This window comes from Amycolatopsis sp. NPDC089917 (assembly GCF_040684635.1).
Lineage (GTDB): Bacteria > Actinomycetota > Actinomycetes > Mycobacteriales > Pseudonocardiaceae > Amycolatopsis.
The window spans coordinates 75,800-101,867 of record NZ_JBFBGL010000019.1 but is presented as its reverse complement, the minus strand read 5'-3'; the positions used below and the strand labels follow the sequence as shown (position 1 = coordinate 101,867).

General features: G+C 69.1%; 27 protein-coding genes and 1 riboswitch. Of the genes, 9 read left to right on the top strand and 18 right to left on the bottom strand.

Annotated elements, in window-relative coordinates:
* Window positions 1-2 precede the first annotated feature (2 nt).
* The 3 genes from egtB to AB0N89_RS16520 form a co-directional block, all read right to left on the bottom strand.
* Window positions 3-1,352, bottom strand: a complete 1,350-nt coding sequence (gene egtB / locus AB0N89_RS16530; RefSeq protein WP_364205151.1) for an ergothioneine biosynthesis protein EgtB — start codon at window positions 1,350-1,352, stop codon at window positions 3-5.
* Window positions 1,349-2,611, bottom strand: a complete 1,263-nt coding sequence (locus AB0N89_RS16525; RefSeq protein WP_364205149.1) for a glutamate-cysteine ligase family protein — start codon at window positions 2,609-2,611, stop codon at window positions 1,349-1,351. Before AB0N89_RS16525 ends, egtB begins: the two co-directional genes overlap by 4 nt.
* A gap of 130 nt (window positions 2,612-2,741) precedes the next feature.
* Window positions 2,742-3,665 (bottom strand): LysR family transcriptional regulator, encoded by a 924-nt coding sequence (locus AB0N89_RS16520; protein WP_364205147.1) that lies wholly within the window; start codon window positions 3,663-3,665, stop codon window positions 2,742-2,744.
* A gap of 171 nt (window positions 3,666-3,836) precedes the next feature.
* Here AB0N89_RS16520 and AB0N89_RS16515 point away from each other — a divergent pair, with 171 nt between their 5' ends.
* Window positions 3,837-5,027: a Glu/Leu/Phe/Val dehydrogenase dimerization domain-containing protein gene (locus tag AB0N89_RS16515; protein ID WP_364205145.1), complete on the top strand. Its 1,191-nt coding sequence runs from the start codon at window positions 3,837-3,839 to the stop codon at window positions 5,025-5,027.
* Window positions 5,028-5,098: 71 nt separating this feature from the next.
* Here the strand turns inward: AB0N89_RS16515 and pip are convergent, their stop codons facing one another.
* Complete coding sequence (gene pip / locus AB0N89_RS16510; RefSeq protein ID WP_364205143.1) at window positions 5,099-6,046, bottom strand: prolyl aminopeptidase; 948 nt, start codon at window positions 6,044-6,046, stop codon at window positions 5,099-5,101.
* A gap of 281 nt (window positions 6,047-6,327) precedes the next feature.
* On the opposite strand from pip, the gene AB0N89_RS16505 reads away from it, so the two are divergent.
* Window positions 6,328-7,161 (top strand): MarR family transcriptional regulator, encoded by an 834-nt coding sequence (locus tag AB0N89_RS16505; protein WP_364205141.1) that lies wholly within the window; start codon window positions 6,328-6,330, stop codon window positions 7,159-7,161.
* Window positions 7,162-7,165: 4 nt separating this feature from the next.
* Here the strand turns inward: AB0N89_RS16505 and AB0N89_RS16500 are convergent, their stop codons facing one another.
* The 4 genes from AB0N89_RS16500 to AB0N89_RS16485 are packed head-to-tail and all read right to left on the bottom strand — an operon-like array spanning window position 7,166 to window position 10,286.
* Complete coding sequence (locus tag AB0N89_RS16500) at window positions 7,166-7,897, bottom strand: ESX secretion-associated protein EspG (protein WP_364205197.1); 732 nt, start codon at window positions 7,895-7,897, stop codon at window positions 7,166-7,168.
* Window positions 7,898-7,921: 24 nt separating this feature from the next.
* A complete protein-coding gene (locus AB0N89_RS16495; protein ID WP_364205139.1) occupies window positions 7,922-9,268 on the bottom strand; it encodes a hypothetical protein in 1,347 nt (448 codons plus the stop codon).
* Entirely contained in the window at window positions 9,265-9,885 is a 621-nt protein-coding gene (locus tag AB0N89_RS16490; RefSeq protein ID WP_364205137.1) for a DUF3558 domain-containing protein, read from the bottom strand. The genes AB0N89_RS16495 and AB0N89_RS16490 overlap by 4 nt, the downstream gene beginning before the upstream one ends.
* 2 nt (window positions 9,886-9,887) lie before the next feature.
* Window positions 9,888-10,286, bottom strand: coding sequence for a hypothetical protein (locus AB0N89_RS16485; protein ID WP_364205135.1), 399 nt, complete (start codon window positions 10,284-10,286; stop codon window positions 9,888-9,890).
* 202 nt (window positions 10,287-10,488) lie between these two features.
* Between AB0N89_RS16485 and AB0N89_RS16480 the strand changes: the two genes are divergently transcribed.
* The 5 genes from AB0N89_RS16480 (at window position 10,489) to AB0N89_RS16460 (ending at window position 15,323) form a co-directional block, all read left to right on the top strand.
* On the top strand, window positions 10,489-11,085 hold the full coding sequence (locus tag AB0N89_RS16480) for a helix-turn-helix domain-containing protein (RefSeq protein WP_364205133.1): 597 nt from the start codon (window positions 10,489-10,491) through the stop codon (window positions 11,083-11,085).
* 163 nt (window positions 11,086-11,248) lie between these two features.
* Window positions 11,249-12,595 carry a hemolysin family protein gene (locus AB0N89_RS16475; protein ID WP_364205131.1) on the top strand — a complete coding sequence of 449 codons (1,347 nt, stop codon included), beginning with the start codon at window positions 11,249-11,251 and terminating at the stop codon, window positions 12,593-12,595.
* Window positions 12,592-13,635: a hemolysin family protein gene (locus AB0N89_RS16470; RefSeq protein WP_364205129.1), complete on the top strand. Its 1,044-nt coding sequence runs from the start codon at window positions 12,592-12,594 to the stop codon at window positions 13,633-13,635. The genes AB0N89_RS16475 and AB0N89_RS16470 overlap by 4 nt, the downstream gene beginning before the upstream one ends.
* Window positions 13,632-14,543 carry a 3-methyladenine DNA glycosylase gene (locus tag AB0N89_RS16465; RefSeq protein WP_364205127.1) on the top strand — a complete coding sequence of 304 codons (912 nt, stop codon included), beginning with the start codon at window positions 13,632-13,634 and terminating at the stop codon, window positions 14,541-14,543. The genes AB0N89_RS16470 and AB0N89_RS16465 overlap by 4 nt, the downstream gene beginning before the upstream one ends.
* A gap of 108 nt (window positions 14,544-14,651) precedes the next feature.
* Window positions 14,652-15,323 (top strand): hypothetical protein, encoded by a 672-nt coding sequence (locus AB0N89_RS16460; RefSeq protein WP_364205195.1) that lies wholly within the window; start codon window positions 14,652-14,654, stop codon window positions 15,321-15,323.
* An 86-nt stretch (window positions 15,324-15,409) separates the two neighbouring features.
* Here the strand turns inward: AB0N89_RS16460 and AB0N89_RS16455 are convergent, their stop codons facing one another.
* Window positions 15,410-16,237: an aldo/keto reductase gene (locus AB0N89_RS16455; RefSeq protein ID WP_364205125.1), complete on the bottom strand. Its 828-nt coding sequence runs from the start codon at window positions 16,235-16,237 to the stop codon at window positions 15,410-15,412.
* Window positions 16,238-16,306: 69 nt separating this feature from the next.
* Window positions 16,307-17,104, bottom strand: a complete 798-nt coding sequence (locus AB0N89_RS16450; protein ID WP_364205123.1) for a helix-turn-helix transcriptional regulator — start codon at window positions 17,102-17,104, stop codon at window positions 16,307-16,309.
* Between the two features lie 111 nt (window positions 17,105-17,215).
* Between AB0N89_RS16450 and AB0N89_RS16445 the strand changes: the two genes are divergently transcribed.
* The gene (locus AB0N89_RS16445; protein ID WP_364205121.1) at window positions 17,216-17,578 is read left to right on the top strand and encodes a nuclear transport factor 2 family protein; all 363 of its coding nucleotides are present in this window, start codon (window positions 17,216-17,218) and stop codon (window positions 17,576-17,578) included.
* 3 nt (window positions 17,579-17,581) lie between these two features.
* Here the strand turns inward: AB0N89_RS16445 and gcvP are convergent, their stop codons facing one another.
* Complete coding sequence (gcvP, locus tag AB0N89_RS16440; RefSeq protein WP_364205119.1) at window positions 17,582-20,461, bottom strand: aminomethyl-transferring glycine dehydrogenase; 2,880 nt, start codon at window positions 20,459-20,461, stop codon at window positions 17,582-17,584.
* A gap of 171 nt (window positions 20,462-20,632) precedes the next feature.
* A riboswitch (glycine riboswitch) is annotated at window positions 20,633-20,729 on the bottom strand.
* 46 nt (window positions 20,730-20,775) lie between these two features.
* On the bottom strand, window positions 20,776-21,357 hold the full coding sequence (locus tag AB0N89_RS16435) for a MerR family transcriptional regulator (RefSeq protein WP_005150040.1): 582 nt from the start codon (window positions 21,355-21,357) through the stop codon (window positions 20,776-20,778).
* Between the two features lie 268 nt (window positions 21,358-21,625).
* Between AB0N89_RS16435 and AB0N89_RS16430 the strand changes: the two genes are divergently transcribed.
* Entirely contained in the window at window positions 21,626-22,270 is a 645-nt protein-coding gene (locus tag AB0N89_RS16430; protein ID WP_364205117.1) for a TetR/AcrR family transcriptional regulator, read from the top strand.
* Between the two features lie 298 nt (window positions 22,271-22,568).
* Here the strand turns inward: AB0N89_RS16430 and AB0N89_RS16425 are convergent, their stop codons facing one another.
* The 6 genes from AB0N89_RS16425 to AB0N89_RS16400 form a co-directional block, all read right to left on the bottom strand.
* Window positions 22,569-23,042 (bottom strand): bifunctional nuclease family protein, encoded by a 474-nt coding sequence (locus AB0N89_RS16425; RefSeq protein ID WP_005150031.1) that lies wholly within the window; start codon window positions 23,040-23,042, stop codon window positions 22,569-22,571.
* A 219-nt stretch (window positions 23,043-23,261) separates the two neighbouring features.
* Window positions 23,262-24,023, bottom strand: a complete 762-nt coding sequence (locus tag AB0N89_RS16420; RefSeq protein WP_364205115.1) for a MerR family transcriptional regulator — start codon at window positions 24,021-24,023, stop codon at window positions 23,262-23,264.
* The gene (garA, locus tag AB0N89_RS16415) at window positions 24,020-24,487 is read right to left on the bottom strand and encodes a glycogen accumulation regulator GarA (protein WP_005150023.1); all 468 of its coding nucleotides are present in this window, start codon (window positions 24,485-24,487) and stop codon (window positions 24,020-24,022) included. The genes AB0N89_RS16420 and garA overlap by 4 nt, the downstream gene beginning before the upstream one ends.
* Before the next feature lie 125 nt (window positions 24,488-24,612).
* On the bottom strand, window positions 24,613-24,996 hold the full coding sequence (gene gcvH, locus AB0N89_RS16410; protein ID WP_364205113.1) for a glycine cleavage system protein GcvH: 384 nt from the start codon (window positions 24,994-24,996) through the stop codon (window positions 24,613-24,615).
* A gap of 63 nt (window positions 24,997-25,059) precedes the next feature.
* Entirely contained in the window at window positions 25,060-25,695 is a 636-nt protein-coding gene (locus AB0N89_RS16405) for a CDP-alcohol phosphatidyltransferase family protein (protein WP_364205111.1), read from the bottom strand.
* A gap of 37 nt (window positions 25,696-25,732) precedes the next feature.
* Complete coding sequence (locus tag AB0N89_RS16400; protein ID WP_364205110.1) at window positions 25,733-25,966, bottom strand: hypothetical protein; 234 nt, start codon at window positions 25,964-25,966, stop codon at window positions 25,733-25,735.
* Window positions 25,967-26,068: the final 102 nt, after the last annotated feature.

Here is a 26,068-nt window from a genome sequence, read left to right as displayed (position 1 = left end):
GCTTAAGCCACCTCACCAGGTCGCGCGTCCCGGGCACAGCGGAACCCGGAGAAGATCTGCCGCCGGATCGGATGGTCCCAGTTGCGGAACGTGCCGCGGATGGCCGCCGCGTCCGTCCCGAACGAACCACCGCGCAGGATCCGGTAGTCCCCGCCGAAGAACACCTCCGAGTACTCCTTGTACGGGAACGCCGCGAACCCCGGATAGGCCTCGAACCCGCTGCTGGTCCATTCCCAGACGTCGCCGATCAGCTGGTGCACGCCCAGCGGCGAGACACCGGCGGGGTACGCGCCGACCTCCGCGGGCCGCAGGTGCCGCTGCCCGAGGTTGGCGTGCTCGGGCGTGGGTTCCTCGTCGCCCCAGGGGAACCGGCGCGAACGGCCGGTCGCCGGGTCGAACCGGGCGGCCTTCTCCCATTCCGGTTCCGTCGGGAGCCGGCGGCCCGTCCAGGCGGCGTACGCCTCGGCCTCGTGGAAGGACACGTGGACGACGGGTTCCGCGGCGGGCACCTTCTCGTGGACGCCGAACCGCGTCCGCCACCAGCCGTCCTGTTCCCGGTTCCAGAAGCGCGGCGCGTGGATGCCGTGCTCGCTGCGGTACGCCCAGCCGCGTTCGCTCCACCACTTCGGGTCTTCGTAGCCACCGGAGTCGAGGAACTCGATGTACGCCCCGCAGGTGACCGGCGTGGTGTCGATGAAGAACGCCTCGACCGCCACCTCGTGCGCCGGTCGCTCGTTGTCCAGCGCCCACGGTTCGGCGGACGTGCCCATGGTGAAGGCACCGCCGGGGACGAACACCTCCGCGGGCAGCCGCCCGGAACGCGAGGGCGGTGGCGCGGGCGCGTGCAGCACCGGATCGCCCTTGCGGAGCTGGTGGGTGGCCAGCATCGTCTCGTCGTGCTGCTGCTCGTGCTGGGTGATCATGCCGAAGGCGAAGGCGTCTTCGGTGAGCCGCCTGCCTTGCAGGGGCACGTTTTCCAGGATGTCGAAGGATTTCTCCCTGACCTCCCGGACGTACTTGCGCGCTTCCTCAGGCCCCAGCAACGGCAGTTCGGGACGGTCCGCGCGGGCGTGCTGGAACGCGTCGTAGATGTCGTCGATGTCCGGCCGCAGCGCCTCGCGGCCGCCGACGTCGCGGACCAGCCAGAGCTCCTCCTGGCTGCCGATGTGCGCGAGGTCCCAGACCAGCGGCGACATCAGTTTCGAATGCTGGCGGACCAGCTCTTCGTCGTCGACGTCGGTGAGCGCGACACTGCGCTCGCGGGCCCTGGTGAGCGCCTCGGCCGCGTGAGCCCGCAGGTCTTGCGGGCTCAGCGCGCGAAGCGGGTTGGTCTCGGTGCTTTCCACGCTCATGACTGGTGGCTCCTCGAACCGCGCACGAGGGACTGCACGCCCTCGCTGATCTCGGTGATGGTCTCCGGCGGCAGACCGGTCGTGCCGAGTTCGGCGCAACCGAGGTCCACCACTTCGCTCGCGACGGTGGCGATCGCCCGGTCGGCCAGGCCGAACCGGGCCGCGCACTCCCATCTGCCCAGGACCGGTTCGCACAGTTCGAGCACCCTGTCCACTGTGGACGGGCGGGCGAGCAGTGCGGCCAGCAGGGCCACCGGGTGCAGCCACCGGGCGGCGGGCTGGGCGTCCAGGTAACGGATTTCCAGATACCCCTGTGGACGGACCGGGGTGAAGAAGGTCGTCAGGTGATAGGCGAGATCGTCCTCGGTCGGCTTGCCGAGTCCGGCGCCCTCGCCCCGTCCGTCGATCCAGTCGGCGAAGGTCAGGGAATCCGGCGCGTCCCAACGGCCGTCGCCGCCGGGAAGGACCATCAGCGGGGTGTCCAGGATCCTGCGCGCCCACTCCCCCGCCGGATCCCGGGTCGGTTCCGCCGACCGGGTGCGGACCTTTTCGGTGTCCATCACGGCCAGCCAGCGCGCGGACGCGTGGCCTGTGTCGCGTCCGGCGTGGATCCGGGAGTTGGCGAAGGTGGCCAGCAAGGGCGGGCCGAGCGCGTGGACGGCGGCCCAGCGGTCGGCCAGGTCGCCCGCCTCGCCGGTGTCCACACAGACCTGCAGGCCCGCGGTGCTGCACATCATCGTCGCGCCCCCGTCGCCCATCGGGGCGAAGCGGCGTTCCATGGCGGCATAGCGCGGTGTGCCCAGCTTGCGGGCGGGAGTCCGGTACCTGTCTATCCCGGTGTCTCCCAGGTACAGGCCACGGGCGGCGAGAAGGGTTTCGAGGTGGGCCAGATCGGCCGAGACCACGGCGTCCAGGTGGCGCAGAGTGGTCTGTGGTTGAGCGGAGATCTCCACCTGACATCCGGGTTCGAGGCTCAGCGGTGAACCTGCCGGAAGGGGGAGGGCGGGGCTGTCGGGGCGCAGCGTCCGCGGGGTGTGCGGGCCGAGCGCGGTGGCGAGATCGTCGGGATCGAGGGGCCGGGCGGGCTCGTCGGCGTAGTGCACGGTGAATTCCAGCTCCACGCCGAGGAGTCTCGGCGGCCCGTGTTTGAAGCACACGGAAGCCACATACGCCTCGCCCTCGGCGCGGTCCGAGAGGACCTTCGCCGTCGCGTTCGACGCGCTCCCGGACTTCTCGGGGAAATCATGAACAGTAGTCATCTTTCCGCCGTCCAGTCGGTTGTCCGATAACTGAGAAACCTTGACTTCGGACGCTACACGCGGGGTCCGACAAATTCAGGTGCGTTCTTGCCGGGCAGGATCGGCGGACCACCTCTTAGGACAGGACCAATCAGGGCAAAGCGGGCTCGGTTCCCAGGCCCAGTGCCACGGCGGCGTCGCGAACCGCCCCGATCACCAGCTGCAGGGCCGGTCGCCGCGACGTGGTCGTCCGGTAGGCGATCGAAACCGTTCGGAGCAACGGTGTGGTCAACGCGACGACGTCGATCCCGGGTGGCCGGAGACCGAGCCCGAGATCCGAGACGAGGGTTACCCCGAGCCCCGCCCGGACCATCGCCATCGCCGTCGACTGCTCCTCGACCTCGTGGTTGATCTTGGGCTCGAACCCGTGGCGGTGACACGCGGTGCGCACCGCGCGGCCGAAGTGGCTCTTCGGGCTGGCGAGGATCCACGGATGCTCGGCCAGTTCGGTCAGCGAAGCGCTGCCGGCGGGCACGGCGCCGGCGGGCACGGCGGCGTGCAGCCGTTCGACCGCGATCACCGCGCGCTCCAGCCCGGCGTCCCACGGCATCGGCGCGTCGGAGTAGTCGATCACGAACGAAAGGTCGAGTTCGCCGTCACGTACGGCGTCGGCGGTGTCCTCGGGAGCCAGTTCGCGGGTCCGGACCTGGATCCCCGGATGCTCGCCCGCCAGTGCGGCCAGCGCGTGCGGCAGCAGTCCGGAAGCGACCGAGGCCCACACCCCGGCCATGAGCCGGACCGAAACGGTCTCCTGCGCCTCCTCCAGAGCCAGCGTCGCCCGTTCGACCGACCCCAGGATCTCCTCGGCGTGTTCGGTGAGCAACAACCCCAGTTCGGTCAGCTGCACCCGTCTGCCGAATCTCTCGAACAGCTTCGCGCCCACGTCCCGTTCCAACTGCGCCAGCTGCTGCGACACCGCCGAAGCGGTGTAATGCAGCGAAGCCGCGGCGGCCGTGACGGTGCCACGACGGCTCAGTTCGCGAAGCATCCGGAGGCGGTGCAACGAAAGCTCCATGACCCCAACGTAATCGGGCCGGGTGACCGGTGCCGGATGACGCGGCGAGCGGCGTTACACCAGTTTTTCTGCACACCATCGTTCAGATTCGGTAAATGGACGTCCGCGCCGGGCCGGGAGCACCCTCGGAAGTGGTGCAGGACGACCCCAGATCCCGAAGGAGGTGGCCGTATGGCCGCGAGGAACGCCGAACCGCTGATGAGGCTCATCTGGACCGACCCCGTCACCGGCGCCACCGGCTTTCTCGTTGTGCACAGCCTGGTTTCCGGTATCGCGACCGGCGGGACCCGGATGCGCGCGGGCTGCACGATGACGGAGGTCGAGGACCTGGCGAGGGGGATGGCGAACAAGACCGCCACCTTCGGCCTGCCGGTCGGCGGGGCCAAGGGCGGTATCGACTTCGACCCCAAGGACGAACGCGCTTTCGGTGTGCTGGAACGGTTCTGCGCGTTCCTGCGGCCGTGGATCGACAACCACTGGGTGACCGCCGAGGATCTCGGCGTGCCGCAGCACCTGATCGACGAGGTGTTCGCGAAGCTGGGGCTCGAACAGTCGTACCACGCCGCCATCCGCCGTTCGGCCGATCCGGCGCACACCCTTCGCCGGGTGCAAGCCGGGCTGAGCACCCCGGTTCCCGGCGGGCTCCTGCTCGGCGACGTCATCGGCGGCTATGGCGTCGCGCAGGCCTGTCTCGGGGTGGCCGACGCGTGGGAGTGGGCCGCCGGGAAGACCACGGTCGCCATCCAGGGCATCGGCACGATGGGCGGCGGCGCGGCCTGGTACCTGCACGAAGCCGGGATGACCGTCGTCGCGGTCGCCGACGCCGCCGGGACGCTGTACCGGCCCGAGGGCCTCGACATCCCGGCGCTGCTGGACCTGCGTGACGAGTACGGCGAGATCGACCGGAGCCGGCTCCCCGCCGACGTTCGACTGCTCCCCCGCGACGAGATCGTCGCGACGGACGCCGACATCTTCGTCCCGGCGGCGATCTCCTACGCGCTGCGCGCCGGGAACCAGGGTTTGGTCAAGGCGAAGGTCGTCATCGAGGCGGCCAACGCGGCGACCACCCCCGACGCCGAGGCGGGTCTCGCGGCTCGTGGCATCCCGGTGATCCCGGACTTCGTCGCCAACGCCGGCGCGGCGGCGTGGGCCTGGTGGCTCCTGCTCGGCGAAGTCGGCGCCGACCCCGCCGACTCGTTCCAGCGGCTGCGGACGGAGATGCGGGCGAAGGTGGCGCTGCTGCTGAGCTCGTGGAACCTCGACCGGATCGCTCCGCGCACCACCGGCCTGCGGCTCGCCGAAACCACCCGTTCGGACGCCGCCGCGGCTCCGGAAACCGCCCCCGCTCTGGTCATTCCCTGACAGTTCGCGCGTGAACGCTCCCTTCCCCCGGCTCAGTCAGGGGAAGGGAGCGTTCACGCGCGTTCGATGGTTCAGGAGGCGAAGCGGTCCGTGGCGCCGATGAGGACTTCACGCATCGGCTCGTCCTGGGTGCTGTGGCCGACCTCGTCGATGACGATCAGTTCGCTGCCCGGCCAGGCGTGCGCCAGTTCCCACGGGGTCCCGATCAGATTGCCCAGGTCGAGACAGCCTTCCGCGAGTACCGCCGGGATGTGCGCCAGGTTCCCGGCCTCCCGCAGCACCACGCCTTCGGCCAAAAAGGACCCCTGGCTCCAGTAGTGGGTGACCAGCCGGGCGAAGGCCAGCCGGAACTTCGCCGTCTCGAAGCTCTTGTACGGCGGGGAAGTCGGGATGATCGCGTCCTCCCAGGCGCACCAGTCGGCGGCCGCCTTCCCGTGCACCGCCGGATCCGGATCCATCAGCAGCTTGAGGTACGCCGCCGCCAGATCCCCGTCGCGATCCTCTTCGGAAACGCCGTCGCGGAACTTGGCCCAGGCCTCGGGGAAGACACCGCCGAGGCCGCGGATGAGCAGGTCGGTCTCGCTCCGGCGTCCGGTGGCCAGGCCCATCAGGACCATCTCCGAGACGCGGTCGGGATGCCGCTCGGCATAGACCAGCGCGAGCACCGAACCCCAGGAACCGCCGAACAGCAGCCACTTCTCGATGCCCAGATGCTCGCGGAGCCGCTCCATGTCGGCGACCAGATGGTCGGTGGTGTTGGCCGAGAGGTCCGCCTCGGGCTCCCCCGCGTGCGGTGTGCTGCGGCCGCAGCCTCGCTGGTCGAACAGCACGACGCGGTACTTGGCCGGGTCGAAGTAGCGGCGCAGACCGATGCTGCACCCGGTTCCCGGGCCACCGTGCAGGGTGACCGCGGGTTTGCCGTCAGGGTTCCCGCAGACCTCCCAGTACACGAGGTGCCCGTCGCCGACGTCGAGCATCCCGTGGTCGTACGGTTCGATTTCCGGATACAGCCGTGTCACGTTCTCGTCCTCCCAGACCCGCCAGAAATACAACAGCGCTGTCACAATAGCGCTAGAGAGCCCCCAGCGCGCTGGATTTGTCGCGCGGGGCGAGCGGTGGGCTGGGGTGTTCGTGAGTGGCAAGTGGGGTTAGAACACGACTTGCCACTCACGACCCGCTGTACCGAGCACGCGGCCGCCGGCGATTCTTTCGAAACCCGGGTGTCGGATCCGGCGAGTGCCGTTCGTGGAGAGGGTGAGCGGCCGCCACGAGAGCGCCGCCAGGAACCACAGGGGATGAGATGTCGCACCCGGAACCCGTAGCCCGCCGCATGTACGGCCTGATCGAGCCCCTCGGTCTGGTGCCCTACCTCGCCGACGAGTCGGACCAGGCCCTGATCTCACTCGGCCTGCGGAACCAATGGGACGCCTACTTCGCCGGACGCGCCGCTCCGTTCGGCCGGTCCGTGCCCGCCGAGGTGATCCACTCGGTGTTCTACAACTTCGCCCCGGGCGAGGTGGCGCGGCACATCCCGAAGGTCTGGGAGCTGACCACGCCCGAGGCGGCGCTCGCCGCCCGCGAGCGGGGATGTGTCGCGGGGATACGGCGGATCCTCGGTGACCTCGCCGACGACGCCGGTGTCGAGCGCGCCGCCGACCTCCTGCTGAAGGCCGCCACCAGCGCGCCCGCGGAGGGACGCGCTCTCTATGCCGCCCTCCGCACGGTTCCGGTACCGCGGGAACCGCCGGCCCGGCTATGGCACGCGGCCACGCTGCTGCGCGAGCACCGCGGCGACGGCCACATCGTCGCTCTCGTGGCCGAGGGCATCGGCGGTACCGAGGCCCACGTCCTCCACGCCCTGTCCATCGACATGCCCGCGCACGAGTTCGGCCGGGTCGGCCACCTCCGCGCCGCGCAGCTGACCGAAGTCATCGAGGGCATGCGCGACCGCGGTCTCGTCGGCGCCGACGGATGGCTCACCTCCGCCGGCCGGTCCGCGAAAGAACGCGTCGAGGCGATGACCGACCGGCTCGCCGAGGCGCCCTACAACACTCTGGACGCCGGCGAGCTCGGCCGTCTGGTCACCGATCTCGAGCCGATCTCGGCCGCCCTCCAGGCGAGCTTCCCGTGGTGACGCCTTAGACGCCCAGGGTTCCGGTGATGTGCCGGAGCGCGTCCGCGAGCTCCGGTTGCCCGGCGGGTCCGATGTGGACCACCGCGTCGTTGCCCTGCCCCGTCGTGTAGCTGAGGTACCGGCCCCAGTCGGTGTCGGCGAAGTGGAGCGGATCCTCGACGGCCACGTGCCTGCCGACTTCGTCCCGCTTGCCGACGTAGAGCTCGCCGCTCCCCCCGACCGGGCGCTGCACGAGACTGACGATGTCGGCGATCACCGGCGGCAGCGAATGCGTGTCCGGGCCACGCCGGGCCGCCTCTTCGAGCTCGTACGCGCGGATCGTGCGCAGCCTGCCGCCGCCCGCGGGAACGGGCGGCAGCTGCTCGATCAGCGTCTCGGGCAGCCGCCGCCGGTCGATCTCCTGAATCCCGACCCAGTCGCCGGACGACACCGCCAGCACCGCCTGCAATCCCAGCGAGGCGGCGAGGAGGCCGTACGTCTCGCCACCGGTGTTCACCCAGCCGTAGTACTCGATGGCTGGTTTCGTGAGCACCGGGAGCCAGTCCAGGAAGTCGACCGACGCGCGGCCGCTCGAATCCAGCAGCCCGGCTTGCGCCAGCGCGGCTTCCACTCGCTTGTCCGCCTCCGCGCGGGCCGTCCTGGACAGCCAGCGTGGTTCGGGACGCAGCGTGATGTGCAGGTCGCCGACGCGTTCGCGTTCGGCGAGCACGGCCAAGGCCTCGACCGGGACGTCCACCCGGCCTGTTCTGACGGTCATCCGCTACTCGCCGATGACCGGCGGGCTGGTGCGCTGGTCGGTGCCGAAGATCGCGTCGGGGTCGGCCTCGATCAGGTAGTCGGGACGCTGGTGCTCGTCGTCCTCTTCGCCGTCGGCTCGCCTGCCGCCTGCCCCCATCGGGCCCATCTGACCGCCACCGCGGCCCGCCGCGCCACGACCACCGGCCAGGTGGTCGGCGCCGCCCATGCCGCCGCCGAGGCCACCCATACCGGAGCCCCGGCCACCGCCGAGACCGCCGGAACCGGTTCCACCGGGACCGCCCGCGCGGCCGCCGGTGCCGCCTTCGCCGCCGAGAAGCCTGCCCGCGGCACTGTTGGGGCCGGGGACGTTGCGTCCGCCGCCGCCACCGGGCTGGTTGGGACCGCCGCCACCGGGGCCGTAGTTCTGACCGGTGCTGTTCGGCAGGCCGATGACGTTGTCCAGGTCACCGGTGCCGCGTCCGGGGGTCCGGCCCGGGAGCTCCGTGGTCCCGCCACCGGTCTTGCCCCGGCCACCGCCGGACGGGCGCGTGGTGTCGTCCTGACCCGGCGGCTTCCTCGTGGGCGTGGTGATGTCCGGGGGATTCGGCCGGTCCTTCGGGGTGACCGGACGGTCGTCGGTCGAGCCCGGCTTGGTCTGGTTGTGGTCGCCGCCCGGCTTGTTCTGGTTCTGGTTGGTCCCGTTGCTGTCCGTGCCACTGGTGTCGGTGCCGTCGTTGTCGTCCCCGCCACCGTTGCGGCCCGGCTTGACCGGCGGGACGATCGGCGGCGGCTTGATCGGCGGCGGACCGCCACCGACCTTGACGCTGACGTTCGCGCCGTCGTTCTTCAGCACGCCGTAGTCGGTCGGCAGGCTTGAGCGCGTGCTGCTGGTGACCGAGTCGTACTGGTCCATCACGCGGACGTTGTTCTGGTTCGCCGCCTCGTGCTTCGCGACGCCTTCTTGGTAGTTCTTGATGTCGTTGTTGACCATGAACGGCCCGGCGATCGGGATCGCGCCCTTGAGGCCGGTGGTCCAGGGGTTGGGCTTGTCCGGCTTCGGCGGCACGGGGACGACGGTCGACCCGGAGTCGTCGAAGCTGTCGGCCTGAGCGGTGACCGAGTCCTTTGTGGTGAACAGCGGGTCCGCCGTCTCCTTGAAGGCCTGTTCGAGCGGGCCTGCCCCGGCGTTGGCCGCGTCGGCCGCGGACCCGGTCCAGGACGCCGTCATCCGCGACTGCAAGGACTTGATGGCCATGCCGCGCTCGACATAGGCGTCCGAGAGCTCCGCGACGCGGTCGGCCGCGCTGCGCAGGTTGCGGGTGTCGCCCTGGGTGAAGTTCTCGTAGATCTGTTTGCCGTCCACCCTCATGCCCCCTTGAGTGTCTTGATCATGGCCGACGCGGCCTTCTGCGCGTTCCCGCAGGAATCTTGTTCGCTCTGGTAACCCTCGGCTTGGGCACTGATCGTGAGATCATCGGCAACGCCGACGGAAAGATCGCAGTTTCCGCTCGCACGCCGGTCCGCGAGTCCGTAGTACACGGTCGGATAGCCGTCGACCTCAGGACCGGGCTCCAGGAACCTCAGTTGTCCGGATTTCTTGGCCTTGTGCAGTCCGGCCAAGCCGCCCATACCCTTTTCGCGGTTACCGCTGCCGAGGATGATCTGAAGGCTGTCGGCCTTCCCGCGAATCCCCCAGCTGCAAGCGGGATTACTGGTGTCGCTCTTCGGTTCGCCGGGCTCGGTGAATCCCAGTTCCGCGGTCGTGGCAGCGGGAAGCAGCTTGCACACGTCACCGACGTACTTCGAGGCGTCCAGCGGTTCCGCGACCTTCGGCACGTTCGGGTCGTTCAGCGCGGCGGAAGATGACGGCGAGGCTTCCGGGGTCGGCGTTGCCTTACCGGGAGTCTCCCCGGCACAACCCGCGACCGCGACGGAAACGAGCACGAGCGCCGCCACCGCGGCGCGTTTCCTCAACACGTTCGGCATCCTCAGGTAGTACGCATGGTGTTGGCCTGGTCTGTCGCCATGGTCTTCGAACGGGCGACTTCGAGCTTCGCGATGTAGCCCTCGATGTAGGCCTTCATCGAATCGTTCTGTTTTTGCAGCGAGATCACGGAGCTGATGCCGGAATCGACATAGCTCGCGCTGGCTTCGTCCTGTCCCGGCGGCATCAGGTCCTCCGAGATCCGGCGGATCTTGTCACCGTCGTCGACGACTTTCTTCAGCTCGTCTTCCCAGAGCCCGATGACCGTCTTCAGCTCCTCAGGGCTCATCTCGAACCCACCGCCACCGCCGCCCCCACCGCCGTAAACGGTCGGCTCCTTCGGCGTGGTGAGGTCACCCCAGACGGCCTTGATCGCGCTCGCGGCGTTGTCGATGATGTTCACGCCCGTACCTTCCCCTCAGCACTCACTCACCGTGATGGACAAAGAGTAGCCAAGCGGCCGACGGCGTGTCAGCCGATCCGGCCGAGAGATCGGACGTGTTTCGAGTCCGCCCGGTTCCCGGACGGAGCAACCAGCACGCGAACTGGTCACAGTACGTACGTACGGATTGCAATAACCGGGTTCCCGGTGACAGGATTCCAGGATGCCACGGGTCAGCCAGGATCACCTCGACGCACGCCGGCGCCAGATCCTCGACGGCTCCCGCGTGTGCTTCGCACGCTACGGCTACGAGGGTGCCACCGTCCGGCGCCTGGAGGAAGCGACCGGCCTTTCCCGCGGCGCGATCTTCCACCACTTCCGGGACAAGGAGTCTCTCTTCCTGGCCCTGGCCGAGGACGACGCGGTCCGGATGGCGGACATCGTCGCCGAACAGGGCCTCGTCCAGGTGATGCGTGAGCTGCTGTCGAACCGCAGCGAGCACCCCGCCGACTGGCTCGGCACGCGGCTGGAGGTCTCCCGGCGGCTGCGCACCGACCCCGAGTTCCGCGCCCGCTGGGCCGAGCGATCCCACCAGCTGACCGCCGCGACCCGCCGCCGCCTGCTGCGTCAGCGCGACGCGGGGATCCTGCGCGACGACGTCGACGTCGACGTCCTGACCGCGTACCTCGAACTGGTCCTCGAAGGACTCGTCTCCCACCTCGCGATGGGCCAGCCCGGGGACGATCTCGGTCCCGTCCTCGACCTGGTCGAGGAGAGCGTGCGGCGGCACCGTGCCCACGCGACCGGGGGAACACGTTAGGATTGTCCTATCGCCGCAGTACAGCGGCGGTGTCTGTTGATTCCGATCGAGGAGTGACTCTTTTCGTGCGCGACGCGCAGTCACCTGGTGACAGTATCGAGCCGGGTGGCACACCCGGCTGTTCCGCTGACCTTCTTGCCGACCCCGTCCCCGCCGGCAGGAAATGATGGAAATCCTGCTGGCCGTTCTCGGCATCCTGCTGTTCCTTCTGCTGACCATCGGCACCGGCCTCGCCGTCGCCGCTGAGTTCTCCCTCACCGCGCTCGAGCGCAGCACGGTCGACGCGAACGTCCGCCAGGTCGGCGACCGGCGCGCGCACACCGTGCAGAAGGCGCACCGCACCCTCTCGTTCCAGCTCTCCGGCGCGCAGGTGGCGATCACCATCACCACCCTGATCACCGGTTATCTCGCGGAACCGGTGATCGGCGACCTGCTGCACCCGCTGTTCACCGCCATCGGGTTCTCCGAAGGCGTCGCGGACGGCGTGTCGCTGGCGGTCGCGCTGATCCTGGCGACGTCGCTGTCGATGATCCTCGGCGAGATGATGCCGAAGAACCTCGCGATCGCCCGGCCGCTGCAGACCGCCCGCGCCGTCGCGGGGTACCACTCGCGGTTCTCGTCGCTGTTCCGCTGGCTCATCACCCTGATGAACAACAGCGCCAACTTCCTGGTCCGCAAGTTCGGCGTCGAACCGCAGGAGGAACTGCGGTCGGCCCGTTCACCGCAGGAGCTCGGCTCGATCGTGCGCTCCAGCGCCGAAAGCGGAACGCTCGACACCTCGACGGCCGAACTGCTGGACAAGTCGCTGCGCTTCGGCGAGCGGACGGCCGAGGAGCTGATGACGCCGCGCGTCCAGCTCGAATCCCTGACCGTGGACGAGACGATCTACGACCTCATCGAGATCTCGCGCCGCACCGGCTTCTCGCGTTTCCCGGTCTACACCGAGGATCTCGACGACGTGCAGGGCGCGGTCCACATCAAACAGGCGTTCACCGTCCCGGTCGCGCAGCGCGCCACGGTGCGGATCGGCTCGGTCATGCGGCCGATCCCGACGGTGCCCGAATCCCTGCCGGGCGACTCGCTGCTCAACCGGCTGCGTGATTCCCGGTTCCAGCTCGCGATCGTCGTCGACGAGTACGGCGGCACGGCGGGGCTGGTGACCCTGGAGGACGTCGTCGAGGAGATCATCGGCGACGTCCGTGACGAGCACGACGAGCGGGAAGAGCCCTCCTCCCAGCAGGTCGGCGCCGACAACTGGCTCGTGTCCGGGCAGCTGCGCGCGGACGAGGTCACCGACGAGACCGGGTTCCGGATGCCCGACGGCGACTACGAGACCATCGCCGGGCTGATCCTCGAACGCCTCGGCCGGATCCCCTCCCCCGGCGACGCCACGGATCTCGACGGCTGGCGGCTCACGGTGACCAAGATGGACCGGCTGCGCATCGCCGAGGTCGAAGTACGCCGGGTCAGTGAAAGCCCCGCGCCCGCCGAGCAGGAGCCCGCCCGATGAGCGACTGGTTCAACATCTTCCTCGTCGTGGTCCTGTTGCTGGCCAACGCGTTCTTCGTCGGCGCCGAGTTCGCGCTGATCTCGTCGCGGCGCGACCGGCTCGAAGCCTTGCTGGAACAGGGAAAGACCCGCGCCAAGATCGTGATCAACGCGAGCCGGAACGTCTCGCTGATGCTCGCGGGCGCCCAGCTCGGCATCACCATCTGCTCGCTCCTGCTGGGACGGCTGGGCGAGCCCGCCGTCGCGCACCGGCTGGCCGGGTTCTTCGAGCTGTTCGGGATTCCCGAGGTCCTGCTGCACCCGATCTCGTTCGCGATCGCGCTGGCGTTCATCACCATCCTGCACGTCCTCATCGGCGAGATGGTGCCGAAGAACCTCGCGATCGCCGAGCCGGAGCGGCTGGCGCTGTGGCTGGTCCCGGTGCACGTGGCCTGGGTGAAGGTCGCCAACCCGTTCATCTGGCTGCTGAACTTCGTGGCGAACTCGCTGCTGCGGCTGTTCAAGGTCGAGCCGAAGGACGAGCTCGAAACCGCCTACACCTCCGACGAACTCGCCGAGCTGCTCAGCGAGTCGCGGCGCGAGGGGCTGCTGGAGCACTCCGAGCACCAGCGGCTGAGCAAGACGCTGTCGTCGGTGGAGAAGACGGTCGCCGACGTCCTCGTCCCGACGGCGCAGCTGACCACGCTGCCCTGCTCCCCCACCCTGGGCGACGTCGAGCGCGCGGTGTCCTCGACCGGGTTCTCCCGTTTCCCGGTGTGCACCGACGACGGGACGCTGACCGGCTACATCCACGTCAAGGACATCCTCGACCTCGTGGGCGAGGATCCGACGACCGTGGTGCCCTCGGACAAGACCCGGACGCTGACCGAACTGCACGCCGACGCCCGTCTGGACGAGGCGCTGTCGGCGATGCGCAAGGAAGGCAGTCACCTGGCGCGGGCACTGAGCCCGGCGGGGGCCGCCGTCGGCGTCGTCGCGCTGGAGGACCTCGTCGAGGAATACGTGGGTACTGTCCGCGACGGCACCCACGTCATGTCGTGACCGGCACGATCGTCCTTCCCGAGCCCGTGTGGCGGGCTCGGGAGGACGACCACGTGACGCGGATGCGGCGCTGGACGACACCGCACCAGCGCCGCCGCTCGCGGGGCGAGAAGCATCCGGTGCTCGACTTCCTCTTCTCCTACTACTCGCACCGCCCCGGACATGTCGAACGCTGGCAGCCGGGGCCGGGAGTCGTGCTCGAAGGCGCGTCCGCGCGCCGGTTCCTGGAGCGGAAGGGCTACGCCGAGACGCCGGACGGCGTCATGCTGGACCCGGCGGGCTTCACCGACGGCCGGGCCCGGACCGCCGAATTCGTCCTCGGGCTGCTTTCCGCGACCGCGTCCCGGGCACCGAGACTCAGTTGTTTCGGGCTCCACGAATGGGCAATGGTTTACCGGGAATCGGCGAATGAGGTGCGTCACTCACAACTTCCGCTCCGGCTGGGTTCGGCCGGAACGGACGGCGTCGTCGAGTCGCTGGAGATCCGGTGCGGGCATTTCGACGCTTTCCGGTTCTTCACCGAGCCCGCCCGGCCGCTCAACACGCTGCGGCCGGAGCGGGAGAACCAGGTCGAGTTCGAGCAGCCGGGCTGCCTCCACGCCAACATGGACCTCTTCAAGTGGGCGTACAAGCTCGACCCGTTCGTGCCCGCCGAGCTGGTCGGGGACTGCTTCGAGCTGGCGGCGGACATCCGTGAGCTCGACATGCGGGCCAGTCCGTACGACCTCGCGTCGTTCGGGTACTCGCCCGTGCGGATCGAGACCCCGGACGGCCGGGCCGAGTACGCCCGCGCGCAGGCGGGTTTCGCCCGCCGGGCCGCGCCGCTGCGTGAGCACCTGATAGCGCATTGCCAACGGCTTCTGGCCGGGTTAATGAAGGTGCCCGCGACACGCGGAAAACAACTGTGAGTCGTCGCATTCCCCGTAACACTCTCCCCTGTTAGAGTGATAACGGTTTGATTGCATACGCAGCGCGAGCGCGCACGTTTCGAAAGGACAACGATGGGGCGACACAGCGTGGCCGAGGAGCCGGTGCCGCATCCCCTCGACCCGCCGAAGCGGCCTCAGGGCCGCGGTGAGGCGACCGGTTCGCACCGGATCGTCGGGAAGAAGGCACCGCGGCGCAAGGTCGCCAAGTGGCCCATCGCCGCTGTGGTCCTGGTGGCGCTGATCGCGATCGGCGTGTTCGGCTGGAACTGGGCGGACGGGGAGCTGAGCACCCGCGCCGAGGCCCAGGCCAAGGCCTGCGTCGCGGGCGACACCCCGATGCGGGTGGTCGTCACCCCCAGCATCGAGAAGCCGGTCCGAGCCGCGGCCGAGCGGTGGAACAACGCCGCGACCGTGGTCCGCGATCACTGCGTGGTCATCCAGGTCGACGCGCTGTCCTCCGGGGCCGTGCTCGACGGTCTCGTCGGCCGGACGAACCTGGACGCCATCGGCGGTCTCCCCGCCGCTTGGATCCCCGAGTCGTCGTACTGGGTGACCGAGCTGAACACCGCGAAGCCCGAACTGATCGGTTCGCCCGCCCAGTCGGTCGCGACGGCCCGTTCGGCCGACTACCCGCTCGTCGGGCTCGCCGGCAAGACCATCGACGAGGTCCAGATGCGCGCCTCGCAGACGTTCCGCCAGTTCCTGCAGCAGCCGGCCCAGCAGGCCGACTTCGCCGCCGCGGGGATCAAGGCCACCTGAGTTTTCCCACGCAAGTCTGTGAAGGCCTCCTTGAGGGACTCTGAGTCCCTCAAGGAGGCCTTCACAGACTTGCCGCTTGTCGGGCGCTAGATCAGGTCGAAGGTGTCCGGGTCCGGGCCGGTGCGAGTGCCGTCGTCGAACTCGGCGAGGGCCGCGAGATCGTCGTCGGCCAGTTCGAAGTCGAAGACGTCGAGGTTCTCGCGGATCCGCGACGGTGTCACGGATTTCGGGATGGCCACCGTGCCGAGCTGCAGATGCCAGCGCAGCACCAGCTGCGCCGGGCTCTTGCCGTACTTGGCCGCGAGCGAGGTCAGCGTCGCGTCCGAAAGCAGAGAGCCCTGGGCCAGCGGGCTCCACGCCTCGGTGACGATGCCGTGCTCGGCGTGGAACTCCCGCAGCGCCTTCTGCTGAAGCCGCGGATGCAGCTCGACCTGGTTGACCGCGGGCACGATCCCGGTTTCGTCGAACAGCCGCCGCAGATGCGGGACGTGGAAGTTCGACACCCCGATGGCTCGCACGCGGCCGTCCGCGTAGAGCTTTTCCAGCGCCCGCCAGGTTTCGACGTACTTCCCGCGCGTCGGCATCGGCCAGTGGACCAGATACAGGTCGACGCGGTCGAGACCGAGCTCGGCGAGGCTCGCGTCGAACGCCCGGAGTGCCTCGTCGTAGCCGTGCGCCGGGTTCGGCAGTTTCGTGGTGATGAACAGTTCTTCGCGGGGCACTCCCGCCGAGCGGATCGCTTCGCCGACACCGGCTTCGTTCCGGTACGACGCGGCGGTGTCGATGCTGCGGTACCCGGCCTCGACGGCGGTCCGGACGACCTTGGCCGTGTCGCCCGCGGGCACCTGCCAGACACCGAGACCGAGTTGGGGGATGGCTACACCGTTGTTCAGGACGACGGAAGGCACGGCCATGGAAGCGGAATCCTCACTGGGGTCTGTGGCAGGGCTTCTTGACCGGCATCATCCCATCCCGCGCCCGGCCTACGTGCGCAAGTACTCCGCCGTGGCCGTGTCGGCGGGGAAGAACGACTCGATCACCAGCTCGGCGACCGTGATGTCCAGCGGTGTCCCGAAGGTGGAGACCGTGCTGAAGAACGTGAGATCGACACCCTCGTGCCGCAGCCGCAACGGGACGAAGATGTCGCCCGGTCCGGGGACCTCCACCTCGGGGACGGGATCCGCGCACGGGTAGGTGAGCAGTTCCTCCAGCAGCTCGGTCAGCACCGGATCGGCCGTCTGGGCCACCTGGCGCCGCAGCCTGCCGATCAGATGGGCGCGCCACTCCCCCAGGTTCAGCACATGCGGCGCCATCCCCTCGGGATGCAGCGTCAGCTTCAGGACGTTGACCGGCGGCGTCATGAGGGCGGGCGAGACCAGGTCGGTCATGATCAAGACGCTCTCGTTGGCGTCGACCAGATTCCACCAGCGGTCGACGACGGCGGCCGGGTACGGCTCGTGGCTGGTCAGCAGCTGGCGGACGGCCTTGCGGACCGCCGCCATCTCGGGGGCGCCGAGGCCGCTCTCGGCGTACGCGGGCGCGTAACCCGCCGCCAGGAGCAGCTGATTGCGTTCCCGCAAGGGCACCTCCAGGTGTTCGCCGAGCCGCAGCACCATGTCGCGGCTGGGCTTGGACCGCCCGGTCTCCACGAAGCTCAGATGCCGGGTGGAGATCTCCGCGGAGAGGGCGAGATCGAGCTGGCTGATCCGGCGGCGATCGCGCCATTCCCGCAGGAGTTCGCCGACAGGTCGGCTCGCGGTCACTGTGGTCGTCACGATCACGAACCTACGCACCACCCCGCCGGTCCGCCATTACCTCACGCGTAATCGACGGGCACCGCCTCCGGCCGACAGAGTTACCTCATCGGTTACCCACCAACGAAAGAGGACACCATGTCGGACATCCAGCGCGTCGCCGAGCAGTACATCGCCGTGTGGAACGAGATCGACGCCGACAAGCGCCGCGCTCTCATCGCCGAAGTGTTCACCGAGGACGCCGCTTACACCGACCCGCTCAACGCCGTCACCGGCCACGACGGCGTCGACGGCATGGTCGCCGGAGCGCAGGCCCAGTTCGGGGGACTGAAGTTCAGCCTCCCCGCGGCCCCTGACGCGCACCACGACATCGCGCGTTTCCAGTGGTATCTCACCCCGGTGGGCGCGGAGGAGCCACTGGCGATCGGCTTCGACGTCATCACCGTCGAGGACGGGCGGATCAAGCAGGTGCTGGGCTTTCTCGACAAGATGCCCGGCTGACCATCAGGCGAAGGCCTCCGGCGGCGGGCAGGCGCAGACGAGGTTGCGATCCCCCGCGGCCCCGTCGATCCGCCGCACCGGAGGCCAGATCTTCGCCGCCCCGAAGCCGGCCGGGAAGACCGCGATCTCCCTGCTGTACGGGCGATCCCACTCGCCGGCGAGACAGCGCGCGGTGTGCGGCGCGTTCCGCAGCGGGCTCGCGTCCACCGGCCACTCCCCCGCGGCGACCTTCTCGATCTCGCCGCGGATCGCGATCATCGCGTCGCAGAACCGGTCGAGTTCGCCGAGATCCTCGCTCTCGGTGGGCTCGACCATGAGGGTTCCCGCGACCGGGAAGGACATCGTCGGCGCGTGGAGGCCGTAGTCGGCCAGCCGTTTGGCGACGTCGTCGACGGTGACGCCGGTCCGCTTCGTGAGCGGGCGGAGGTCGAGGATGCATTCGTGCGCGACCAGGCCGTCGTGCCCGGAATACAGCACCGGGTAGTGCTCCGCGAGGCGCTTGGCGACGTAGTTGGCGTTCGCGACGGCCGTCAGCGTCGCGCGCCTGAGGCCTTCCGCCCCCATCATCCGGACGTAGGCCCAGGAGATCGGCAGGATCGACGCGCTCCCCCACGGCGCGGCGCTGATCGGGCCCACTCCGGTGGCCGGTCCGGCATCCGGTTGCAGCGGGTGGTTCGGCAGGTACGGCGCCAGATGCGCGCGGACGCCGATCGGCCCGATACCCGGCCCGCCTCCGCCGTGCGGGATGCAGAAAGTCTTGTGCAGGTTGAGATGCGAGACGTCGGCGCCGAACCTGCCGTACTGCGCGACCCCGATCAGGGCGTTGAGGTTCGCCCCGTCGACGTACACCTGGCCGCCCGCGTCGTGCACCAGCGCGCAGACCTCGCGGACGGTGTCCTCGTAGACGCCGTGCGTCGACGGATAGGTGATCATGATCGCGGCCAGGTCGTCCGCGTGCTCGTCCACAGTGGACTTGAGATGGCCGAGGTCGATGTTGCCCTCGTCGTCGCATCGCACGACGACCACCCGCATCCCCGCCATCACCGCGCTGGCCGCGTTCGTCCCGTGCGCGCTGGACGGGATCAGGCAGACGTCGCGCGCCGCGTTCCCGCGTTCGCGATGGTAGGCCCGGATCGCCAGCAGCCCCGCGAACTCGCCCTGGCTCCCGGCGTTCGGTTGCAGGGAAACGGCGGCATAGCCGGTGATACCGGCCAGCCACTGTTCCAGGTCCCGCACGATCGCGAGCAGCCCGGCCGCGTCTTCGGCGGGCGCGAACGGATGCAGGGCGGCGAACTCGGGCCAGGTGATCGGCTCCATTTCCGCCGTGGCGTTGAGTTTCATCGTGCAGGAGCCGAGCGGGATCATGCTCCGGTCGAGCGCGACGTCCTTGTCGGACAACGCCCTCAGATACCGCAGCAGCGCCGTCTCGGAGCGGTGCGCGTGAAAGACGGGATGGGTCAGGTAGTCGCTCGTGCGGCGCAGGTCCGGCGGGAAGCCGTCGGCGGTGTCCGCGTCGAGGGAGTCCACATCGGACACCGCGACCCCGAACGCCTTCCACACCAGAGAAAGATGCTCACGCGTCGTGGTCTCGTCGCAGGCGACGGCGACGTGGTCCGCGTCCGCGAGCCGCAGGTTGACCCCGAGTTCCCTGGCCGTGCCGACGATCCCCGCCGCGCGGCCGGGGACGGAAACCAGGACGGTGTCGAAGAATTCGCAGTGCACGACGTCGACACCGCTTTCGGCGAGTCCCGCCGCGAGCACGGTCGCCATCCGGTGCGCGCGGTTCGCGATGGCGCGCAGTCCTTCGGGGCCGTGGTACACCGCGTACATCGACGCGATGACCGCCAGAAGCACCTGCGCGGTGCAGATGTTGCTCGTCGCCTTCTCACGGCGGATGTGCTGCTCACGGGTCTGGAGCGCGAGCCGGTACGCGGGCGCGCCGTCCGCGTCCTTCGACACCCCGACCAGACGCCCCGGCAGCTGGCGTTCGAACCCCTGCCGGACGGCGAGGTACGCCGCGTGCGGGCCACCGAAGCCCATCGGGACACCGAACCGCTGCGTCGATCCGATCGCGACGTCGGCGCCGAGCTCGCCCGGCGGCCGGAGCAGGGTCAGCGCGAGCGGATCCGCGGCCATCACCACGGCCGCGCCCAGCGCCTTGGCCTCGGCGATGGTGTGGTCCCATTCGCGGACGGCGCCCGACGCCCCCGGATACGACAGCAGCACTCCGAAGAAGTCGCCGCCGAGGCCGAGTCCGGTGATGCCCTGGGACAGGTCCGCGGTCACGAGCTCGATGCCGAGCGGTTCGGCGCGGGTGCGCAGGACCTCGATCGTCTGGGGCAGGGTGTCCTCGTCGACGACGAACCGGTTCGATTTCGCCTTGCCGGCGCGGCGGACCAGCGTCATCGCCTCCGCCGCCGCGGTCGCCTCGTCCAGCATCGACGCGTTGGCGATCGGGAGACCGGTCAGATCGGCGACCATGGTCTGGAAGTTGAGCAGCGCTTCGAGGCGGCCCTGCGAGATCTCGGGCTGATACGGCGTGTACGCGGTGTACCAGGCCGGGCTCTCCAGCACGTTGCGGCGGATCACCGGCGGGGTCACGGTGTCGTGGTAACCGAGGCCGATCATCTGGACCATCGGCCGGTTGCGCGCGGCCAGGGCACGGAGTTCGGCGAGCGCGCCGGTCTCGGTGGCGGGCGGCGGCAGCTCCGGCGGGATCGCGGACTCCCGCAGCGACGCGGGAACGGCCCGCTCGGCGAGTTCGCCGAGGGAGGCGACGCCGACGACGTCGAGGATGCGCGCGAGGTCTTCGGCGCCGGGACCGATGTGCCGGTCCGCGAAGGGGGTTCCGGATTCGAGAGCGGCCAGTGAAACAGGCTCCATCGGGGACCTCCCAAGACGCGGGGGTGGGGCCGGGACGGATTGTCCTGGCCCTCCCCACTCTGTCCGTACCCCCGCGGGGGCGCCTGAGAGTTTCGCCCGTGGGTTGATTCGGGCTTGCACCGTCGGCGGGGCCGCCAGGTGGTGACCTGGCGACTCACTTTCCAGAGGCGTCTCGTCCGCGCGGTCCAGGGTGCCTGAGAGGTTCCGGGGAGGACTTGCTCCTTCGGCGCCGAGCTGTTATCGGCTCGGTCTCTCCCGCGCGGATTCGTCGACCGCGGAAGTGAGCCTACCCTGCCGCGCGCGCGGCTTCATGATCAGCCGGTGCGACGTGCGTTACGGCGCTGAGTGAGCTCGTCCGGCGTGACGGTTTCGATCACGCCGCCGTCGGCCCGCTCGGCGGGGAACTCGTGGATGGTGCCGCTGATCTCCTGCATCGCCCCGCTGACCGCGATCCCGAAAACGCCCTGCCCGCCCTGGAGTAAATCGACGATCTCTTCGGGCGAGGTGCATTCGTAGACGGTGGTGCCGTCGGAGAACAGGGTGACCTTGGCGAGGTCGCGGACGCCGCGCAGGCGCAGGTGGTCCACGGCGACACGGATGTTCTGCAGCGAGACACCGGTGTCCAGCAGGCGCTTGACGACCTTCAGGACGAGGATGTCCTTGAACGAGTAGAGCCGCTGCGAACCGGAACCGTGCGCCGTCCGGATACTCGGCGCGACCAGCTTCGTGCGGGCCCAGTAGTCGAGCTGCCGGTACGTGATCCCGGCGATCTGGCAGGCGGCGGGACCGCGGTAGCCGACGAGTTCGTCCGGGAGGGAAGAGTCGGGGAACAGCTCGCCCTGCTCGCCGTCAGCGACCGGAACGAGCGGCTCTTGAGGGCTACCAGCCTCGACCACGCCATGCCTCCCCTCGCCCGACCTGGCGGCCGGCGAACAAAGCCGCGCGGACCCACGTGAGTCCGCACCGGAGTGAACCGTCAAGACGAATGCCCCAGACATCCGAATCACACCTTGGCGATTCACCTTCATTGACGGTAAGCGCGTCCGGCAAAGCGGTCAACGCGACGCGCGGTCGGCCTCAAGCTCTTCTTGAGGCTTGCGTGCCCACAGTCCCCCGTTCGGCCGCACGCTTGGCAATTTTACTCAGTCGTGTTAATTTTTACTCATGCAAGTAACTCCCTCGACCCAAAGTGCCATCCAAGAGGTTCAGGCGGAGCTGGGACTGTCGGTCACGGAGGCCGCGCGGCAGGCCCAGATCGTCAGCGCCACGATCGCCACGATCTCCGAGCTCGGCTACCACAAGACGTCGTTCGCGAAGATCAAGGAGAAGGCCGGGCTGTCCAGCACCCGGATCATCTCCTACCACTTCACCAACAAGGCCGGCCTGATGCAGGCCGTGGTCACCACCGCGACCGGCATGAAGGACAAGTTCCTGGAGGACCGCATCCAGGGCACGACCGACCGGGCCGGGCTCCTGCGCGGCTATATCGAGTCGGAGATCGCGTTCCTCGGCTCGTACCCCGAACTGGTGCGGGTCATGGTCGAGATGGCTTCGAGCGGCTCCGACGCCGAGGGCTGGTTCATGTCGGCGCCGATGGTCGAGGAGTTCCGGACCGGGCGGCTCGAACGCCAGCTGAAGCAGGGCCAGGGAGAAGGCGCTTTCGGCGACTTCGCGGCGGACGTGATGGCGCTGTCGATCGCGCAGGCCGTCGACGGTGTCGCCGCGAAGTTCGCGGCGGACCCGAAGCTGGACCTGGAGCGCTACGGCCGGGAACTCGCGGACCTGTTCGTCAAGGCGACCGCGGCCTGAGACGCGGGCCGGGGCGAGGGGACGGTCGTGAGTGTCCAGCCTGATCGCCGGGCCTTAAGGCGTGACTCGCGTGATTGAGCGGCGAACTCGCGTGATCAGACGGACGACACGCCCGCAGCCCGGGTCCGCCGCGAGTCGTCCACCTGGACACATGTGTCGTCCCTCCGGTCACAAGAAACCGGGCTGCAGGTATCCGAAAGACGGTTGGCTCTAACCCGCATTCAGAGGACCAACCGCGCACAGGAAGAAGGGGCGGTGCCACTGGCGCCGCCCCTTCTTTCAAGTTCCCGGGATGTGATCAGGTGTCCGCGCCGCGGAAGTCCTCCGGCGAGACCGAGTCGAGGAACTCGCGGAACTTCTCGACCTCGTCCTCCTGCTCGTCGGGGATGATGAGGCCCGCCTCCTCCAGCACCGCGTCGACGGCGTGGATCGGCACCCCCACCCGCAGGGCCAGCGCCACCGAGTCGCTCGGCCGCGCGGAGACCCGGATGTCCCCGTCGAAGACCAGTTCCGCGAAGAACGTGCCTTCCTTCAAATCCGTGATGACGACCTGCTCCAGCTCGCGCCCCAACGCTCCGATGACCTCTTTGAGCAGGTCATGGGTGAGTGGACGGGCCGGGCGGACTCCCTGCTGCTCCAACGCGATGGCGGTGGCCTCGACCGAGCCGATCCAGATCGGCAGGTAACGCTCGCCTTCGGTTTCCCGTAGCAACAAGATCGGCTGATTCGCGGGCAGCTCCACCCGCACGCCGACGACGCGCATCTCGCTCATCGGGCTTCGCCTCCCTCTCGTGCGCACGGGCTGCAACGCTTGTCTCGACGACCAAGCGACGGCAGTCCCGACGCTACCCGTCTTCCGCGCGCTGTGCTCGCTGTCTCCGACATTCTCGGTTCGCCCGTGGCAAACCCAACTCCACGGTACGGCATTGGATGCCGAACATTCAGTCATTGACAAGTGGCCTCACGACGGGTTCGCGGCTCCTGAAGCCGTTCAACCGCCCGTGACAGCCCGTATTCCGGCCTTCACCAAGAGCGTATGTAACGCCACGGTCAGTGCCGCGAGCTCTCGGACGACCTCGTCGCCCCTTGCCCGGGCGTCCTCGTCACGATGCCGATACACCGGGGTCACGATCTGCTCCACCAGGCCGACCTCGCGGTCGGCGGCGGCCCGGAAGGCACGCAGATGTCTCGGCTCTATACCGAATTCGGTCATCGCTTTCACGGTCTTCGCCACGAGGACGGCGTCGGGGTCGAAGAACCCCGCCGCTCCCGGCCGGACGAGACCGTATTGCCGCAGCTCAGCCAAGGTGGCGGCGTCGATGCCGGCCTGGCGGAGCAGATCTTCCTCGGTCAGCCTGATCTCGCGATCGGTCTCGAAGTCCCCGGGGGACGGCAGTCCGCCGTTTTCCCCGGGGGCTTCGAGCGACACGAGTTTCCGCGGCGGCTTGGGCAGCGCCGCCGAGGGCGCGGCACCCTGATCGGCCGCGTCCAGCTGTTCCTTGATGACCTTCAACGGGAGGTAGTGATCCCGCTGGGCGGACAGGACGAACCGCAACCGCTCCACGTCCGCCGGGGCGAACTGCCGGTATCCCGACGGGGTCCGGCCCGGCTGGACCAGACCCTCCGCCTCGAGGAACCGGATCTTGGAGATGGTGACATCGGGGAACTCGCCGCGCAGCTGTGCCAGCACGGCCCCGATGCTCAACCCATCGCGCTGCGACGCATCCCGATCAGGCCGCCCGGCCGCCGTCACCGCGCCCCCTGGCCCCCGTGACCCGGGCCGGTCAGGAAGACCAGGCGGAACTTGCCGATCTGCACCTCGTCGCCACCGGCGAGGACGGCCTGGTCGACCGGCTCCCGGTTGACGTAGGTGCCGTTCAGGCTGCCGACGTCGATGACGACGAACTCGCCGCCCTCACGGCGGAACTCGGCGTGCCGCCGGGAAACCGTGACGTCGTCGAGGAAGATGTCGCTGTCCGGGTGCCGTCCCGCGCTGGTGGTGTCGCGGTCCAGCAGGAAGCGCGAACCGGCGTTCGGTCCCCGCTTGACGACCAGCAGCGCGGAACCCGCGGGCAGCGCGTCCACACCCTGGACGGGGGCCTCGGCAGCCGGAGGAGCCTCAGTGCCTTCGACGTCGGCCAGGAAGTCGGCCCGGAAGACAGAAGTCCGCTCCGGAGACTGCTCCGGGGGAACGCCGGGCCCGTCGTTCGTGCTCACCTGAGCTCTCCTAACGCATGTGTGTTGCCACTACTCAAGAACGTGTGGAGGTCAAACGTACCGTGCCTGATCGAAACTCCGGCCCGCGGCTCCCCCTACTCTTCCCGAAGGGCCGCTGCCTGCGGCTATTCCTTGATCAGCGCCTGGTAGGCCTCGGCTTCGAGCAGGGATTCCACCGAGCTCGCGTCGTCGAGACGGAGTTCGATCAGCCAGCCCTCGCCGTAGGGGTCGCTGTTGATCAGCTCGGGCGAATCGGTCACCGCGTCGTTGACCGCGACCACCTCGCCGTCGAGCGGGGCGAACAGCTCTGAGACGCTCTTGGTCGACTCGACCTCGCCGAACGTGTCGCCGGAGCCGAGCTGCTTGCCGACCTCGGGCAGTTCGACGAACACCACGTCACCGAGCTGGTCCTGGGCGTACTCCGTGATACCCACGCGCACGAGCCCTCCGTCGCGCACGGAGACCCACTCGTGTTCCTCGGTGTACCGCAGTTCTTCTGGAGTGGACAACGCCGCTCCCCTTTCTGATGCCCTCACTCGAAACCGTCGCGCGCAGTTTCGCATCCCGCCGGGTCACGCGCCCGGCGCCTCCCGCGAGCCCGCCGGATCGGCCGTTCGCAGTGCCCGCGTCGTCTGGATGACGTAGAGAACGCCCGAGTAGACGTACAGGACCGCGCCCCAGGCCGTGAAGGCGTACCCGATCGGCCGGGCGATGGCGGCGATGTCGGAGCCGCCCTGGGTGAGCAGAAGGAAGGGGAAGGCGTACATCAGCACGAAGGTGGCGCCCTTGCCGATGTAGGTGACCTCGGGCGGGGCGAACCCGCGGCGCCGGAGCAACAGCACGCAGACGCCCAGCACGGCCTCCCGGACGACCAGCGGGACCACCAGCCACCACGGGATGATGTCGCGGATCAGGAAGGCGATGAGCGTCGCGAGGATGTACAGCCGGTCGGCGGCCGGGTCGAGCAGCTGACCGAGCCGCGACATCTGATTGAGCCAGCGCGCGAGTTTGCCGTCGAGCCAGTCGGTGAGGGCGCTGAACACGAGCAGCGCGAGCGCCCAGCCGTCCTCCTTCGGGCCGAGCAGCAGCCACAGGAAGACCGGCACCCCGGCGAGCCGGAGGATCGAAAGCATGTTGGGAACGTTCAGGGCCTGCCGCAGCAGAGAAGGCTCTTCGCTGGTCACGCTCGGTTCGGGGGGCGTACTCACCCGCTCAGCCTATCCAGCGGCGGCAGGTCCTCCCGCGTCAGCTGGCCCGCGTGTGGGTCCAGCCGCGGCGTTGCAGGTCCGCGCTGGTCAGCGCCACGGGCCTGCCTCGGTGGTCGGTGCCCATCCAGCGCGTGTGGCCGGCCGAGCTTTCGAGGACGTACGGGCGGCCGCCACACCAGACGACGGTGCACGGTGCCGTCGGTGGCAGCTCCGTGTTCGCCGGTGCGGTGGCCTCGGGTGACGCGGGATCGGTCTGTTCGTCGGTCTTCATCGCTCTCACGGTTTCGGTGACGGGGACTGGGACACGCCGGAGCGCTACCTTTGTTTTCGGCAGAACGGGGCCGCGTGTTAACGGTCCGGCGCCGGATTCGTC